Source organism: Falsiroseomonas sp. RANM36 (genome assembly GCF_056682175.1).
The window spans coordinates 27,569-43,977 of sequence record NZ_JBWXTD010000004.1; the positions used below are offsets into that span (position 1 = coordinate 27,569).

General features: G+C 69.5%; 16 protein-coding genes. 1 reads left to right on the forward strand and 15 read right to left on the reverse strand.

Going from position 1 to position 16,409, the window contains the following annotated elements:
* Window positions 1-237: 237 nt before the first annotated feature.
* From AC1MIR_RS13885 to AC1MIR_RS13940, 12 genes are all read right to left on the reverse strand, one after another.
* On the reverse strand, window positions 238-702 hold the full coding sequence (locus AC1MIR_RS13885) for a DUF3237 domain-containing protein (RefSeq protein ID WP_480028788.1): 465 nt from the start codon (window positions 700-702) through the stop codon (window positions 238-240).
* Window positions 702-1,118: a rhodanese-like domain-containing protein gene (locus AC1MIR_RS13890; RefSeq protein ID WP_480028789.1), complete on the reverse strand. Its 417-nt coding sequence runs from the start codon at window positions 1,116-1,118 to the stop codon at window positions 702-704. Before AC1MIR_RS13890 ends, AC1MIR_RS13885 begins: the two co-directional genes overlap by 1 nt.
* Window positions 1,119-1,179: 61 nt before the next feature.
* Complete coding sequence (locus tag AC1MIR_RS13895; protein ID WP_480028790.1) at window positions 1,180-2,352, reverse strand: isovaleryl-CoA dehydrogenase; 1,173 nt, start codon at window positions 2,350-2,352, stop codon at window positions 1,180-1,182.
* Between the two features lie 5 nt (window positions 2,353-2,357).
* A complete protein-coding gene (locus AC1MIR_RS13900) occupies window positions 2,358-3,962 on the reverse strand; it encodes an acyl-CoA synthetase (RefSeq protein ID WP_480028791.1) in 1,605 nt (534 codons plus the stop codon).
* A 76-nt stretch (window positions 3,963-4,038) separates the two neighbouring features.
* Window positions 4,039-5,322 (reverse strand): phenylacetate--CoA ligase family protein, encoded by a 1,284-nt coding sequence (locus tag AC1MIR_RS13905; RefSeq protein WP_480028792.1) that lies wholly within the window; start codon window positions 5,320-5,322, stop codon window positions 4,039-4,041.
* Window positions 5,319-6,101, reverse strand: a complete 783-nt coding sequence (locus AC1MIR_RS13910) for an ABC transporter ATP-binding protein (RefSeq protein WP_480029544.1) — start codon at window positions 6,099-6,101, stop codon at window positions 5,319-5,321. The genes AC1MIR_RS13905 and AC1MIR_RS13910 overlap by 4 nt, the downstream gene beginning before the upstream one ends.
* Before the next feature lie 77 nt (window positions 6,102-6,178).
* Complete coding sequence (locus tag AC1MIR_RS13915) at window positions 6,179-7,465, reverse strand: ABC transporter substrate-binding protein (protein ID WP_480028793.1); 1,287 nt, start codon at window positions 7,463-7,465, stop codon at window positions 6,179-6,181.
* A 22-nt stretch (window positions 7,466-7,487) separates the two neighbouring features.
* Entirely contained in the window at window positions 7,488-8,561 is a 1,074-nt protein-coding gene (locus tag AC1MIR_RS13920) for a branched-chain amino acid ABC transporter permease (RefSeq protein WP_480028794.1), read from the reverse strand.
* A complete protein-coding gene (locus tag AC1MIR_RS13925) occupies window positions 8,561-9,454 on the reverse strand; it encodes a branched-chain amino acid ABC transporter permease (protein WP_480028795.1) in 894 nt (297 codons plus the stop codon). The genes AC1MIR_RS13920 and AC1MIR_RS13925 overlap by 1 nt, the downstream gene beginning before the upstream one ends.
* 5 nt (window positions 9,455-9,459) lie before the next feature.
* Entirely contained in the window at window positions 9,460-11,367 is a 1,908-nt protein-coding gene (locus tag AC1MIR_RS13930) for an AMP-binding protein (RefSeq protein ID WP_480028796.1), read from the reverse strand.
* Window positions 11,368-11,431: 64 nt separating this feature from the next.
* On the reverse strand, window positions 11,432-12,241 hold the full coding sequence (locus tag AC1MIR_RS13935) for an ABC transporter ATP-binding protein (protein WP_480028797.1): 810 nt from the start codon (window positions 12,239-12,241) through the stop codon (window positions 11,432-11,434).
* 78 nt (window positions 12,242-12,319) lie between these two features.
* A complete protein-coding gene (locus AC1MIR_RS13940) occupies window positions 12,320-13,060 on the reverse strand; it encodes a glycerophosphodiester phosphodiesterase (RefSeq protein ID WP_480028798.1) in 741 nt (246 codons plus the stop codon).
* Between the two features lie 295 nt (window positions 13,061-13,355).
* Between AC1MIR_RS13940 and AC1MIR_RS13945 the strand changes: the two genes are divergently transcribed.
* Complete coding sequence (locus AC1MIR_RS13945; RefSeq protein WP_480028799.1) at window positions 13,356-13,565, forward strand: hypothetical protein; 210 nt, start codon at window positions 13,356-13,358, stop codon at window positions 13,563-13,565.
* 13 nt (window positions 13,566-13,578) lie between these two features.
* On the opposite strand, the gene AC1MIR_RS13950 is transcribed toward AC1MIR_RS13945, so the two are convergent.
* The 3 genes from AC1MIR_RS13950 to AC1MIR_RS13960 all read right to left on the reverse strand — a co-directional run.
* The gene (locus AC1MIR_RS13950) at window positions 13,579-14,553 is read right to left on the reverse strand and encodes an ABC transporter ATP-binding protein (protein WP_480028800.1); all 975 of its coding nucleotides are present in this window, start codon (window positions 14,551-14,553) and stop codon (window positions 13,579-13,581) included.
* Window positions 14,546-15,442, reverse strand: coding sequence for an ABC transporter permease (locus tag AC1MIR_RS13955; RefSeq protein ID WP_480028801.1), 897 nt, complete (start codon window positions 15,440-15,442; stop codon window positions 14,546-14,548). Before AC1MIR_RS13955 ends, AC1MIR_RS13950 begins: the two co-directional genes overlap by 8 nt.
* Window positions 15,439-16,409 (reverse strand): ABC transporter permease (locus AC1MIR_RS13960; RefSeq protein WP_480028802.1); only part of this gene is annotated, 971 nt, incomplete at its 5' end. The genes AC1MIR_RS13955 and AC1MIR_RS13960, both read right to left, overlap by 4 nt.

The following is a 16,409-nucleotide window of genomic DNA, read 5'->3' on the forward strand; positions in this document are numbered from 1 at the left end:
CCTCGATCGCTTCATCATCCGTCTCCCTTCGACGGACTCTAGCTCAGGCCGGGGACATCCAAGGGGGCAGGGTCAGCCTCGCCCGGTGGCGAGGGGCGGCCGAACATCCCTCTCAGCAGGCCTCCGAGCCCCACCCTGCCGAAACTCCCCGGTATACGTTTCGTATCTCTCTACCGGGGATTGATTTGTTCGGCAAGAATCAACTTTCGGTTGCTCGGTGCCGGGCAAGCGGGCGGCTCAGAGGATCGCGTAGACGTCGTAGATCGGCCCCTGTGGCGGTCGCTGGCCGATCGCGACGGCCAGGACGCGGTTCAGATACTCCAGCGGTCCCGGCCCGGTCTCGAAGCGGATCGCGGTGCGCATGTAGTAGGCGGAGGGGTCCACCGCCTCGCCGGCCGCCAGCTTCGCCAGCACCTCCGGCGCGCCGGCGCGGATGCCGGTGTAGGTGATGCCGATCACCTGGCCGTCCTCCGCCCGCAGCATGGCCCGGACATCGAGGCGCGTGGCGCCGTCGGTCCCGTGCGTCATCCAGTCGGCGCCGCCGGGCAGCACCACGCCATTGGCGACCGGGCCGTGGAAACGCCCGCTCTTCACCAGGCCGAGGCGGCGCTCGCCGAGCGGGGTCGGGTAGGCCGGGCCGGGCTCCACCTCGATCTCCATGCGGAAGAGGAAATCCGCGTTCAGCGGCAGGGGCGTGAGCATCAGCGCTGTCTCCAGGGCAGGCCATCGGCCTTCCAGCCGGCGATGGTGCCGCGATGGCCTTCGGCATCCACCGGGCCCTCGAAGCCGTCGGCGACGTTGAAGGCGTGCGGGAAGCCCGCCGCCTGCGCCGCCTGCCCGGCGGCGAGCGAGCGCGCGCCGGAACGGCAGATGAAATAGAGCTTCGTCTCCGGCGTCGCGCCCGCGCGGTGCAGATGCTCGGCGAAGCTGCCGTTCACCTGCATCGAGGGATAGAGCTGCCAGGGGATCAGCACCGTCTGCTTGCCGACCGGGGAGAGGTCGGGGACGCCGACGAAGTTCCATTCCGCGTCGGTGCGGACATCCACGAGCATCGCATCGCGATCCTGCGACAGTTCCTGCCAGGTGGCGCGTGGGCTGACATCGGGCACGCCGGCCATGATGGTGTCTCCTGTTCTTGCGCGGAGGATGGGTTCGCGCGGGCGACGGGACAACAGCAGGTCAGGCCGTTTCGCGGAAAATCTCGCGGCCGATCAGCAGGCGGCGGATCTCGCTTGTGCCGGCGCCGATCTCGTAGAGCTTGGCGTCGCGCAGCAGGCGGCCGGCCGGGTAATCGTTGATGTAGCCGTTGCCGCCGAGGATCTGGATCGTGTCGAGCGCCGCCTTCGTCGCGGCCTCGGCGGCGAAGAGGATGGCGCCGGCGGCGTCCTTCCGGCTGCCCTTCCCGGCATCGCAGGCGCGCGCGACGGCATAGACATAGGCGCGGGCGGCGTTCAGCGCGGTGTACATGTCCGCGACCTTGCCCTGGATGAACTGGAACTGCCCGATGGACTGGCCGAACTGCTTGCGGTCGTGGATGTAGGGCACGACGAGATCGAGGCAGGCCTGCAGGATGCCGAGCGGGCCGGCGGCGAGCACGGCGCGTTCGTAGTCCAACCCCGACATCAGCACGCGCACGCCGCCATTCACCTGGCCCAGCACATTCTCCGCCGGGACCTCGCAATCCTCGAAGACGAGCTCGCTGGTCGGGCTGCCGCGCATGCCGAGCTTGTCGAGCTTCTGGGCGGGGCGGAAGCCGCGAAAACCGCGCTCGACGATGAAGGCGGTGATGCCCTTGGGGCCGGCCTCGGCATCGGTCTTGGCATAGACCACCATCGTCTCGGCGTAATGCGCGTTGGTGATCCAGAGCTTCGTGCCGTTGAGGATCCAGCGGTCGCCGCGCTTCTCGGCGCGCAGCTTCATGGAGACGACATCCGATCCCGCGCCGGGTTCGGACATGGCGAGCGCGCCGAGATGCTCGCCGGAGACGAGCTTGGGCAGATAGCGGCGCCGCTGTTCCTCGGTGCCGTTGATGCGGATCTGGTTGACGCAGAGATTGGAATGCGCGCCGTAGGAGAGGCCGACGGAGGCGGAAGCGCGGCTGACCTCCTCCATCGCGACGGTGTGCGCCAGGTAGCCCATGTCGGAGCCGCCATATTCCTCCGGCACGGTGATGCCATGCAGGCCGAGCGCGCCCATCTCCGGCCAGAGATGGCGGGGGAACTCATCGGTGCGGTCGATCTCGGCGGCGAGCGGCGCGATCTTCTCGTCGGCGAAGGCGCGGGTGGTGTCGCGCAGCGCGTCGATCGCGTCGCCGAGCTCGTGGTCGAGCATGGGAAGCTGGTTGGCGGGCATCGCGGCTACTCCTTCGATGCGTAGTGCTTGCGCAGTACGCCCCGCATGATCTTGCCGGTTGCGGTCTGCGGCAAGGCTTCGGTGAATTCCACCTGGCGCGGGTAGAGATGCGCGGCAAGGCGGGTGCGGACGAAATCCTGGATGTCGCGCACGAGCGCGTCATCGGGCGCGACGCCGGGCTTCGGCACGATGACCGCCGTGACGCGCTCCGTGCGCAGCGGATCGGGCAGGCCGATCACCGCAACGGCCTGCACGGCGGGGTGGGAGAGAAGGAAATCCTCCACCTCGCCGGGGCCGATGCGGTAGCCGGCGGAAGTGATCACGTCGTCGTCGCGGCCGAGGAAGGTGAGGTAGCCGTCCTCGTCCGCGATGCCGCGGTCGCCGGTGATCAGCCAGTCGCCGCGAAGCTTTTGGCGCGTGGCGTCCGGGCGATTCCAGTAGCCGAGGAACATCACGGGGTCCGGCGCGCGGATGGCGATGGCGCCCTCGGTGCCGGGCGGCACTTCGTGACCGTCATCGTCGAGGATCGCGACATCGTGGCCGGGCACGGGGCGGCCCATGCTGCCGGGCTTGACCGGGAACAGGCCGGCGCAGTTGGAGACGACCAGGTTGCACTCCGTCTGGCCGTAGAACTCGTTGATGGTCAGGCCGAAGGTCTCGCGGCCCCATGCGAGCATTTCCGCGCCCAGCGTCTCCCCGCCGGAACCGATGCTGCGCAGGCGATGGCCGAAGCGGGCGGGATCGGGCACGGCGCGCATCATCTTGAGCGCGGTCGGCGGCAGGAAGGCATTGCGCACGCCCTGCCGCGCCATCAACGCGAAGGCGTGCTCGGGATCGAATTTCGGCATGCGGTGCGCGAGCACGGGCACGCCATGGAACAGGCTCGGCAGCAGCACGTCGAGCAGGCCGCCGATCCAGGCCCAGTCCGCCGGCGTCCAGAACAGGTCGCCTTGCTGCGGGAAGCGTTCCTGCGGCAGTTCGACGCCGGGCAAATGACCGCGCAGCACGCGATGGCCGTGCAGCGCACCCTTCGGACTGCCGGTGGTGCCGGAGGTGTAGATGATCAGCGCGGGATCGTCCGGGCCTGTCGCGGCGCGGGCATGCCTGTCCTTCGCGCGCGCCATCTGCGCGGCAAGGTCATTGGAGAGGACGCAGCGAAGTGCGGGCAGGCGGTCCCGGATCGGCGCGATCTTGGCGAGGCCGGCCTCGTCCGTGATCAGCGCGGCGGCGCCGCAATCGGCAAGCCGGTATTCCAGCGCATCGGCGCCGAACAGCAGGAAGAGCGGCACCGCGATCGCGCCCATCCGATAGGCGGCGAGATGCGCGACGGCGGCTTCCGGGCATTGCGGCAGCAGCACGCCGATGCGGTCGCCGCGCGCGATGCCCCGGGCTTCGAGGAGATTCGCGAGGCGGCAGGCGCGGCGGTGCAGCTCGTCGAAGGTGATTCGTTCCACCGCGCCGGAATCGTGCAGATGGATCAGCGCAATGCGGCCGGAGCCGACCCAGCGGTCACAGGCTTCCTCGGCGATGTTGCAGGCGGCAGGGATGCGCCAGCGGAAGTTTTCGCGCAGTTCGGCGTAGGTCGCGGCGGGCGGCAGGAGTGCGGTCATGCGCGTTGCGTGGAAGGCTGCGCGGCCCCCACCCCGGCCCTCCCCCGCATGCGGGGGAGGGAGATCGTGCGCAGCATCACCCCGCCCTCGTATCCTCGATCACCTTGCCGTCGTTCGGCAGCGCGCCGGGTTCCTCCAGCCGCACCTCGCCGCGCAGGCGCGTGATGCCCTGCAGAGACTTCGCGAGGCTCTCGACCAGCGCGGCGTCGCGCACCGGCGTCTCGACACGCAGCACCATGGTGTCCTTGCCCTGCGCGCTGCCGACGACGAGCCGCGCGCGGCCAAGACCCGGATGAGCGCGCATCACCTCCGCCACCTGCTCCGGGCGCACGAACAGGCCGCGCACCTTCGTCGCCTGGTCGGCGCGGCCCATCCAGCCCCTGATGCGCATGTTGGTGCGGCCGCAGGGCGACGCGCCCGGCAGGATCGCGGAGAGGTCGCCGGTGGCGAAGCGGATCAGCGGGTCGGGGCTGTCGAGCAGCGTCACCAGCACCTCCCCCACCTCCCCGTCCGGCACGGGATCGCCGGTGCCAGGGCGGACGATCTCCACCACGACGCCCTCGTCCACGATCAGCCCTTCGCGGGCCTCGGACTCAAAGGCGATGAGGCCGAGATCGGCGGTGCCATAGCTCTGCAGCACCGTCAGCCCGCGATTTGTGTAGAAGCTGCGCAGCGCGGGCAGATAGGCGCCGCCGGTCACGTGACCGAGGTGGATGGACGACAGGTCGAGGCCGAGCGCATCACCCGCTTCCAGGATCGCCTTCAGGTAGTCCGGCGTGCCGGCATAGCAAACGGGACGGAGATGCGCCGCGGCACGCGCCTGCGCTTCCGTGTTGCCCGGCCCGGCGGGAAACACCGGGCAGCCGAGCGCGCGCGCGCCGAGATCCAGCATGAAGCCGGCCGGCGTGAAGTGATAGGCGAAGCAATTGTGCAGCAGCATGCCGCGGCGAAGACCGGTGGCGTGCAACGCGCGGGCGAAGCGCCAGGGATCGGTGCCCTCCGGCTGCGCCTCATGGATCGGGCCGGGCGAGGAGAAGACGCGCGCGAGATCGCGCAGCGGCGTGACGTTGAAGCCGCCGAGCGGCGGTGCTTCCGCCTGCAGTCGGATGAGTTCCGCCTTGCGCGTGACCGGCAGATGCGACAGCACCTCCAGGTCCACCACGCCCGCCGCATCCACATCGTGCAGCAGGTCGTGATACGCGGCCGAGCGCTGCGCGCGGACGATCGCATGCGGCAACGCCACCGTCAGCGCGGCCGCGCGGGCCGAGGCGCTGCGCGTCTCCAGCCCGTCGTAGTGGTCTGTTCGTGCCGGCCGATTTACGGCGCCGGCCTTCGGCCCCTGCCGATCGGACGGCATCATAGCCAGCGCTTCCGCCGCTTGTAGGATTTCAGGTTGCGGAAGGATTTGCGGTCCGCGCCATGGCCGCCGAGGTAGAATTCCTTCACGTCCTCGTTGTTCGCCAGCGCCTCCGCCGTGCCGTCCAGCACGACCTTGCCCTGCTCCATCACATAGCCGTAGCTGGCGACCGAAAGCGCCATGCGGGCATTCTGCTCGACCAGCAGGATGGTGATGCCGAGCTCCTCGTTCAGGCGCCGGATGATGCCGAAGACCTCCTTCACCAGCAGCGGCGAGAGGCCCATCGAAGGCTCGTCCATCAGGATCAGCTTCGGCCGTGCCATCAGCGCGCGGCCGATCGCGAGCATCTGCTGCTCGCCGCCGGAGAGATAGCCGGCGAGCCCCGTGCGTTCCTTCAGGCGCGGGAAGTAGGAATAGACCATCTCGATGTCGCGCTTCACCTCGCCGTCGCTGCGCGTGAAGGCGCCGAGGCGCAGATTCTCGAGCGCCGTCATGTCGGCGACGATGCGGCGGCCCTCCATCACCTGGAAGATGCCCTTGCGCACGATCTGGTGCGCCTCGACGCCGTTGATGCGCTCGCCCGCGAAGCGGATGTCGCCGCGCGTGACCTCGCCTTCCTCCGATCTCAACAACCCCGAGATCGCCTTCAGCGTGGTGGACTTGCCCGCGCCGTTGGCGCCGAGCAGCGCCACGATCCTGCCCTTCGGCACCGCGAGGGAAAGCCCGCGCAGCACCAGGATCACGTCGCTGTAGACGACCTCGATGTTGTTGACCTCCAGCAATGGCCGCTCCGCGGCGGGCAACAGCGGCGGCTCCCCCGCGCCGGGGAGAGCCTTGCTGTCGAGGGTCGCGGCCTCGCTCACCAGCCGAGCCAGTCGGCGCGGCGATCGAGGGTGATCGTCGTCACCGGCTCAAGCCGCATCGTGCCGGCCTGCATCAGCTCCGCCACCGTCCCCTGCGAGGTGTCGCCGGTGACGCGCGCGCGATACAGCCCGACGCGCAGCGTGCCGCGATGGTCGGTGGGCGTGAAGGTGGAGGGCACGCAGATGCCGTCGAAGCCCTGCGGCACCCAGTCCCTGCGCGCATAGAAACCGTCGCGGATGCGCTCGCCGGTGACCTGGCCGCCATTCGCGGCCGCCGTATCCATCGCCTCCACCATCAGCATCGCGGCGCAGACGCCGGCCAGGTAGTGCACCGGGCGATAGGCGTTGCCCGCGGTGTCGGAGGTGCGTGAGATCGCCTGCATCGTCCGCATGCCGGGCGCGTCCTGGCCCCAGACGGCGGCGGTGCGCACCGGGAAGACGACGCCGTTCGCCGCCGTGCCGGCCGCCTTCATCGCGTTCTCGTCCATGCCCCAGACATTGCCGAGGAACTGCACCTGCACACCCGCCGTCTGGCAGGCCCGCAGGACGGAGATGTTGGACCCCGCGGTGTTGCCGAGATAGGCGTAGTTGGCGCCCTGCTGGCGCAGCGTCAGGCATTGCGCGGTGTAGTCGCCGGGCGTCAGCGCGAACTGGATCGCCGGCAGCACGTCGAAGCCGAGCTCGCGCGCCAGCGTCTCGCCCGCTTCCTTCGGCGAATTCGGATAGGGATGGTTCGCGCCCATATGGACGTATTTCGGCCGGCCCTGCTGGCCGCGGCTTTCCCAATCCTGCTTGGCCCAGATCAGCATGCCCCGCAGCGCATCGGAATAGGACGGGCCGTAGAAGAAGTTGTAGGGCGTCGCCTCCACGCCGCGCCGGCCGCTCTGCCCGCCGGCATCGGTCAGCGCCGCGGAATAGGAGCCGGAGATGTAGGGGATGCGGTCGCGGGTGACGAAGCGCACCAGCGCCTCGGTGTCCGCCGTGCCCCAGCCCTGGATGGCCACGACATTCTGGCGCGACCAGGCCTGGTACTGGCTGACGGCGCGCGGCGCCTGGTAGCCGTAGTCGAAGCCGAGCACGTTGAGCTGCCTGCCGCCGACGCCGTTGCGCGTGGCGTTCACCCATCGCAGCGCGTCGGTCACGCCCTGCCCATAGGGCACGCCGACATCGCTCGTCGGGCCCGAATTGTCCATCAAGTGCCCGACCGGGATCGGTTGGGCGGCGGCGGAACCTGCGATGGCCAGCACGCCCAGAGCGGCCAGCATCGTCTTGCGGGTGAGCATCTTGCGGTATCCTCCCATTCGTTCAGTGCGAGTACGGGTAGAGTTTCCAGTACGCCTTCACCAGACGCCAGCGATGCGCGAGGCCGTCCGGCTCGAAGATCAGGAAGGCGATGATCGCGGCGCCGATTGCCATCTCCCGCAGATAGGAGATGGAGGCGCCGAGCTTCAGCGCGCGATCTATCGCACCGCCCGAAAGCGCGTCGGCCGCGCTCTGCACCGCTTCCGGCAGCAGCACCATGAAGGCCGCGCCCATCAGGCTTCCCATGATGCTGCCCAGGCCACCGATGATCACCATCCCCAGGAACTGGATCGAGAAGAGGATGTTGAACGCCTCGACGCTGACGAACATCAGGTAGTGGGCGTAGAGCGCGCCGCCGATCCCGGCATAGAGGCTGGCGATGCCGAAGCTGAGCGTGCGGTAGTAGGCGAGGTTGATGCCCATGATCTCGGCCGAGAGGTAGTGGTCGCGCACCGCCACCAGGGCGCGGCCGTCGCGCGTGCGCATCAGGTTCGCCGCAGCCCCGTACATCAGGACGAGGAAGAAGAGAACGACGTAGAGGTAGGTTTCCTCGCGGTCGAAGGCGAAGCCGAACAGGGTCAGCGGCTCCGTGATGCGGCCGGCGACGCCGCCGGTGAACCACTGCGCGCGGGCGAAGAAATCCTCCAGGATGAATTGCGCGGCGAGGGTGGCGATGGCCAGGTAGAGCCCCTTGAGCCGCGCCGCCGGCGCGCCGAAGACAAGCCCCACGACGGCGGTGATGAGCCCGGCGAGCGGGATGCAGGCCCAGACCGGAACGTGGAAGCTCTCGTGCAGCCAGGCGGAGGCGAAGGCGCCGACGCCGAAGAAGGCGGCATGGCCGATGCTGATCTGCCCGGTGAAGCCGACCAGGATGTTGAGGCCGAGCGCCGCGATGCCCAGGATGCCGATGTTGATCATCAGCGAGAGCTCGTAGCGCCCGAAGAACAGCGGCGAGGCGGCGACGAGCGCGATGCCGGCCCACATCGCGATGCGGCTGTTCCGCGTGGGGAAGATGGTGGTGTCGGCGCCGTAGGTGGTGCGGTAGTCGCCGGCCGGCAGCAGGGAGACGCTGGCCATCAGACGCGCTCGATGTTGCGCGTGCCGAACAGGCCGTAGGGCTTGATCAGCAGGATCAGCACCAGCGCGTAGAAGGGCGCGATCTGGAACATGTTGCCCCAGTTCAGCCACTGGCTGTCCAGGTAGTGCGCCCAGTTCTCCAGCAGGCCGATGATCACCCCGCCCAGCACCGCGCCGAGGATCGAATCCAGCCCGCCGAGGATCACCGCCGGAAAGACCTTGATGCCGTAGAAGGACAGCGCGGAGGAGACGCCGTTCACCACGCCGACGACGACGCCGGCGACCGCGGAGACGACCGCCGAGATCGCCCAGGACATGGCGAAGACCTTGGGAACCGAGACGCCGAGCGACTGCGCCACCTGCTGGTCGAAGGCCGTGGCGCGCATCGCCAGCCCGTGCTTCGAACTGGTGAAGAACCAGGCGAAGCCCAGCATGATCAGCAGCGAGATGCCGAGGCTGGCGAGATAGACCGTCTGCACCTCCAGCCCCATCACACTGACGCGTTCCGTCTCAAAGATCGGCGGAAAGGGCTTGGCGAAGACGCCGAAGATCCACTTCATCAGCGCCTGGAAGAAGATGCCGAGGCCGATCGTCGCCATGATCACGCTGATCACCGGCTCCCCGATCAGCGGGCGCAGCACGACCACCTGCAGCACCAGGCCGAAGACGGTCATGAAGGCGAGGGTGAACAGGAAGCCCATCCAGAAAGGCAGCTGCCACTCCGTCAGGAACCACCAGCAGACCCAGGCGCCGACCAGCAGGAACTCGCCCTGCGCGAAGTTCACCACCTGCGACGCCTTGTAGATCAGCACGAAGCTCATCGCGACGACGCCGTAGAGCGCACCGACGATCAGGCCGTTGAGCGTGAGCTGGAACAGCAGCGTGAGATCCATCGCCTTTACTCCGCCGCCATCGCCGGGCGCGCCGCGCCGAGCCGCATCACCGTCAGCGTGGTGCGGATGCGCTGCCTCGTGCCGTCCTGGAAGGCGATGGTGGTGTCCACCGGGATCGCGGGGTCGCCGCGATAGATCGCCTCGATGATGTCGCCGTATTTCTCGGCGATGACGCCACGGCGCACCTTGCGCGTGCGCGTCAGCTCCTCGTCGTCGGCGTCCAGCTCCTTGTAGAGCAGGACGAAGTCCTTCAGCTGCTGCGCGGACGGCAGCGTGGCATTCACCTTCTCCACCTCCGCCCGCAGCAGCTCCAGCACCTGCGGCTTGGCCGAGAGGTCGGAATAGGTGGTGAAGGCGATGCGGCTGCGCTCCGCCCATTTCGACACGATCGGGAAGCGGATGCAGATCATCGCGGCCAGGTGCGGCTTGCCCGCGCCCAGCACCACGGCCTCGGCGACATAGGGCGAGAATTTCAGCTTGTTCTCGATGTATTGCGGGCTGAAGCGGTCGCCGCCGGAGGTCTCGGCGATGTCCTTGATGCGGTCGATCACCACGAGCTGGCCGGACTTCGCGACGTATCCGGCGTCGCCCGTGTGCAGCCAGCCCCCGCGCAGGTCCGGGTTGTCGTTCACGCCGAGATAGCCCGCGAACATGTTGGGGTGGCGCGTCACGATCTCGCCCACGCCATTTGCGTCGGGTTGGTCGATCCGCAACTCGATCGTCTCGTCGAACACCACGCCGACGCTGTCGAAATCCACCTCGCCCGCGCGATGCAGCGTATAGGCGCCGAGCAGCTCGGTCTGGCCGTAGAGCTGGCGCATCGGCACGCCCATCGCCTGGAAGAAGCGGAAGGTGTCCGGCCCGAGCGCCGCCCCGCCTGTCGCCGCCGAAGTGAGGCGGGAGAAGCCGAGCCGATCGCGCAACGCGCGGAACAGCAGCGCATCGGCCGCCGTCGAGCGGCCGCCCTTGTCCACCGCCTCCAGCCCCATCTTCATGCCAAGGTCGAACATGCGCCGCTTGAAGGGCGAGGCGTCCATCACCTTCGCGCGCACCTCCGCGGCCAGCGCCTCCCACACGCGCGGAGCGAAGAGCACGAAGGTCGGGCCGATCTCCCGGAAGTCGGCCATCATCGTCTCGGGCTCCTCGACGAAGTTGACCTTCATGCGCGAGATCAGGCCCCAGCCGAGGACATAGATCTGCTCCATGATCCAGGGCAGCGGCAGGACGGAGACGTACTCGTCCTGCGGGCCCTTCGGATCGGCCTTCAGATACGACCGGCAATGGCGGATCAGCGCGCCGCCGGTCAGCATGGCGAGCTTCGGCCGCGCCGTGGTGCCGGATGTGGTGCAGAGGATGGCGATGTCCTCGCCCCGCGTCGCCGCGACCATCTCCTCGTAGAGGCGCGGCTGCTCCAGCCCCAGCTCGAGGCCGGACTTGATCAGCGTCTCCAGCGGCAGAAGTCGCGGGTCGTCGTATTTCCGCATCCCGCGGGGGTCGGCATAGACGATGTGCTCCAGCGTCTTCACGCGGTCGCTGACGTTCAGCAGCTTGTCCACCTGCTCCTCGTCCTCGGCGAAGACCAGGCGGGCGCCGGCGAATTCCAGGAGATAGGCCACCTCGTCGTCCAGCGCGTCGCGATAGATGCCGAGGGAGCGGGCGCGCACGGCATGGGCGGCGATCTCGCCCATCACCCATTCGGGCCGATTGTCGCCGATCAGCCCGACGACGTCGCCCTCCCCCACGCCGAGACGCCGCAGGCCGAGCGCGATGGCGCGCGTGCGTTCCTGGTGGTCGGCCCAGGTGACGCTGCGCCAGATGCCGAACTGCTTCTCCCGCAGCGCCACCTCGCTGCCGTGCTGCGCCGCATTGTGGGCCAGCAGCTTCGGCAGGGTATCCAGCGCATCTTCGCGCATGCGATTCAAACCTCCGGTGCTCGCGGCGTGCCGCCGCTGCGCCCTGCGGTCATCGCATGCGGGGTCAAACCACCTCCTCCGCCGGCTGCGTTACCTCGTCCGCCTCGCCGAGATAGGCGCGCTTCACATGCGGGTCCGCCAGAACCTCCTCCGGCTGCCCCTCCGCGATCCTGCGCCCGAAATCGAGCACCATGACACGATGAGAAATGTCCATCACCACGCCCATGTCGTGCTCGATCATCAGCACGGTCATGCCCCATTCCTCGTTGAGGTCCACGATGAAGCGGGCCATGTCCTCCTTCTCCTCGAGGTTCATGCCCGCCATCGGCTCGTCCAGCAGGATCAGCCGCGGGCGCACGGCGACGGCGCGCGCCAGCTCCACGCGCTTGCGCAGGCCATAGGGCAGCGTGCCGGCCGGCGCCTTGCGCACATGCTGGATCTCCAGGAAGTCGATGATCTCCTCGACCTCGCGGCGATGCTCCAGCTCCTCCTTCTGCGCGCCGCCGAACCAGTACAGCATGCCGCGCAACAGGCCGGTCTTCAGCAGGTGGTGGCGGCCGACCATGATGTTGTCGAGCACGCTCATGTGGCCGAACAGCGCCAGGTTCTGGAAGGTGCGGCCGATGCCGAGCCCCGCGCGCCGGTTCGGGCCGAGCCGCGTGATGTCCTGCCCTTCGAACAGCACGCGCCCCTCGGTCGGCCGGTAGCGGCCGGAGACGCAGTTGACCATGGAGGTCTTGCCCGCACCGTTCGGCCCGATGATCGAAAAGATCTCGCCGCGCCGGACGGTGAAGGAGACGTCGGTCAGCGCCCGCACGCCGCCGAAGCGCAGGCTGACATGCTCGGCTGCGAGGATCGGCGCCTCTTCCGCCACGCGGACATGCTCCCCGTCGTTACGTTATGGTCTTGGGCGCAAGTCTAGCGGTGGCGGCGCGCGGGCCGCAACGGGGCTTCAGCCGCCGCGCAGCCGGATCGCGAGCGGCGGGTCGTCGGTGGCGAAGACGTCCACGCCGAGATCGAGCGTGCGGCGGATCGAGGCTTCGTGATTGGCACCCCAGGTGCCGACGCCGAAGCCCGCGCCGCGCAGACGGCCAATGAGCTCGGCATCCAGCACCCCGGTGGTCATGCCGATCTCGGCGAAGCCATGGCGACGGGCGACCGCGATGATCCCCTCCAGGCCGATATCCATCAGCGTCGGGATCTCGACGAGCCAGGCGACGCCCGCGAGGCCGCCGGCGGCCTGCGCCTCCGCCATGGTGTCGGCGTTGAAGCCGATGATCCAGCTGCGCCGGCGCTGGCCGGCGGCGTCCAGTGCGGCGAGGGTGCGCGCGACGATGCCCGGATAGGGCCGGCGCGCGGCATCGGACTTGATCTCGATACGCGGCGCCACCGGCGTCGGCGCCAGGATGGCCAGATACTCCGCCAGGCTCGGCGGCGGCTCCCCGCCGGTGCCGCGCACACGCACCTGCCGCAGCTGCGCGGCGCTGCGGATCGCGACCGGGCCGGAGGCATCCGTGGTGCGGTCGAGGGTCGCGTCGTGCATCACCACCACCTCGCCATCGGCGGTCAGGTGGACGTCGCACTCGGCCTGCTCGATCGGCAGGCGCGCGGATTCGCGAAAGGCCGTGGCGCTGTTCTCGGGCCACAGGAACAGGCCGCCACGATGGGCGGCGATCAGCGGGCGGGCGGTCATCTCCGGCATCCTGAACCGGCTCCGCCGGCAAATCCAGAACGCCGCGGCGGTGGAATAGGCGCGGCGCCGGCGCGGCGTATAGTGGCGCCCGGCACCCACGGCGCGGAGACCGCATGACCCTGCATCTGGTGATCCATCGCCCGGCGGCGCCGGGCGGCGCGCCCGGCGCCGCGGACCGCGCCCCCCCGCGCGCCGGGGGGGGGGGGGGGGGGGGCCGCCCCCCCCCGCCCCCGCGGCGCGGGGCGGCGCGCCGGCGACAGCGGAACGCGACGCCCTGCGCGAGGCGGTCTGGGAGGTGGCGGATTCCCACTGGGCGCCGACCGAGGAGGCGCTGCTGGTCTCCTGCGATCTCTCGGCGGCCTATCTTCTCTCGCACTTCAAGGCCGGGCTCGCGCGTCGCGGGCACCCCGATCCCGGCATGCTCCTGGTGGTGCCGATGAACGAGGCGGCGGCCTGGAGCGGGCTGCCGGCCGACGGTGAAGACTGGATGCGCGGCGCCCTCTGAGGCGACGCGGGATTCAGCCGTGCAGGTGGCAGGCGACCCCGCCCTGCCCTTCGCCCGGCGCCGCAGTCCAGCGCGGCAGGGTGCGGCCGCAGACCTCCATCGCCTGCGCGCAGCGGGGATGGAACGGGCAGCCCGGCGGCGGGTTCGCGGCCGAGGGGATCTCGCCCACGATGCGGGGCAGCTCGGCCCGGCGCGCCGGATCCGGCACCGGCGAGGCGTCGCGCAGGATGCGGGCATAGGGGTGCATCGGTTCGGCCAGCACGCGCGCGGCCGGGCCCTCCTCGACGATGCGGCCGAGATACATCACCGCGACGCGGTCGCAGAACCAGCGCACCACCGACAGGTCGTGGCTGACGAACATGAAGGCGAGGCCGCGCCGCCGCCGCAACTCCTTCATCAGCAGCAGCACCTGCGCCTGCACCGAGACATCCAGCGCCGAGACGGGCTCATCCGCCACGATCAGCTCGGGTTCCACGGTGAGCGCGCGGGCGATGCCAATGCGCTGGCGCTGGCCGCCGCTGAATTCGTGCGGGAAGCGGTCGAGCGCGGCCGGCGGCAGGCCCACCTCCTCCAGCAGTTCCGCCGCGCGGCGGCGGGCCGCGGCGCCTTCCGCAATGCCATGCACGCGCATCGGCTCGACCAGGGCGGAGCCGATGGACTGCCGCGGATCGAGCGAGGAATAAGGGTCCTGGAAGACGATCTGCATCCGCCGGCGGAAGGATTTCAGCGCCTCGCCCCGCGCGGCCCGGAAATCCTCGCCGCGATAGAGCACGCGGCCGGCATCCGGCTCGATCAGGCGCAGCAGCGCGCGCGCGACGGTGGACTTGCCGCAGCCGGATTCACCGACGAGACCGAAGGCCTCGCCCTCCCCGATGGTGAAGGAGACATCCTCCACGGCGCGCACGGTGACGGTCTTCGGCTTCGGAAAGCCCTTTCGGGTGACGAAGTGCTTGCGCAGGTTCTCGACCTGCAGGACCGGCTCACTCATTGCGCAGCTTCGGATCGGTGGCGTCGCGCAGGCCGTCGCCCACCATGTTGAGGCCGAGCACGAGCAGCAGGATGGCGATGCCGGGGAAGACCGCAAGCCAGGGCGCGTCCAGGATGTTCTCGAAGCCGTCGCGCGTCATGCCGCCCCAGGTCGGCGTCGGCGGCTTCACGCCGAGGCCGATGAAGGAGAGAGAGGCCTCCACCCGCACCGCGGTCGCCAGCCACAGCGTGCCCATCACCATGACCTCGGAGGTGATGTTGGGCAGGATGTGTCGGAAGATGATCCGCGTGTGGCTGTAGCCGAGCGCGCGCCCGGCCTCCACGAAGGCGCGTTCCTTCAACGCGAGGGTGGGCGCGCGGGCGATGCGCGCGAAGGGCGCGATGGCGGTCAGCGCGATGGCCACGATCAGGTTGACCAGGTCCGGGCCGAGCAGGGCGACGACGATCAGGCCGAGGATGAGCGAGGGGAAGGACAGCAGCACGTCCATCACCTGCATCACGAACAGGTCGAAGCGGCCGCCGACATAGCCCGAGATCATGCCGATCGCGCCGCCGATCACCATCGCCGCCAGGATCGCGGAGAGCGAGACGCTGAGCGAGATCTGCGCCCCCCAGAGCAGGCGGGAGAGGATGTCGCGCCCGAACTGGTCGGTGCCGAGCAGGTAGTCGCCGCCCGGCGGCATCAGCCGCTCGATGATGTTCTGCTCGGCCGGGTCGTGCGGCGAGATCCAGGGCGCCAGCACGGCGCCGGCCAGGATCAGCAGGCAGATCAGCGCGCCCAGCATCGTGGTGGGGTTGCTGCGCGCCTTGCCGAGCGCGCGCTTCCAGGCCGAGGGCGGCGGCGGCGCGATCTCGGCGGCGGGGAGGCCGGCTTCGCCGGTCGCGCTCATGCCGCCTGCACCCTGGGATCGAGGACGCCGTAGAGCATGTCCGTCACCGCGTTCACCACGACGATCAGGAAGCAGTAGATCACCATCAGGCCCTGCAGCATCGTGTAGTCGCGCTGGTTCAGCGCGCCGACGATCACCTTGCCGAGGCCCGGCCGGTTGAACACGATCTCGGTCAGCACCGAGTTGCCGAGCAGGATGCCGACATAGAGCCCGACCACGGTGACGATCGGCAGCGAGGCGTTGCGCAGCCCATGCACCCACACCACGCGCCGCCACGGCACGCCCTTGGCGCGCGCGGTGCGGATGTAGTCCTCCGACATCGAGGCGAGCATGGCGCTGCGCGTCACACGCGTGATGTAGGCGGCCATGATCAGGCCGAGCGTGACGGTGGGCAGCACCAGCTTGTGCAGCCGATCCCCCAGGTCGTCCAGGTTCGCCGACCCGATGACCGGGAACAATCGCCAGTGCAGCGAGAACAGCAGCAGCGCGAAGATGCCGCTGACGAAGACCGGGAACGACAGGCCGAGCAGCGACAGGATGCGCGCCGCCACGTCCACCAGCCGGTTGCGGTGCAGCGCCGCCCAGATGCCGAGCGGCACGCCCACCGCCACGCCGAACACCATCGAGGCGAGGGTCAGGTCGATGGTGTGCGGCAGCACCGCCGCGACCTCGTCGATGATCGGCCGGCCGGTGACCATGGAGGTGCCGAAGTCGCCGGTCAGCGCGGCGCCGAGGAAGGAGACGTACTGCTCCCAGAGCGGCCGATCGAGGCCGAGCCGCTCCCTGACCGCCGCCGCCGCTTCCGGCGTGGCCTGGTCACCCAGGATCACCAGCGCCGGATCGCCGGGGACGATGCGGACGATCACGAAGACGAGCGTCAGCACCGCCAGCAGCGTCGGCACGGCGGCCAGCAGCCGCCGTACGAAGAAGAAGATCATCAGTCGTGCATCGGCGCGAAGGCGCCGAT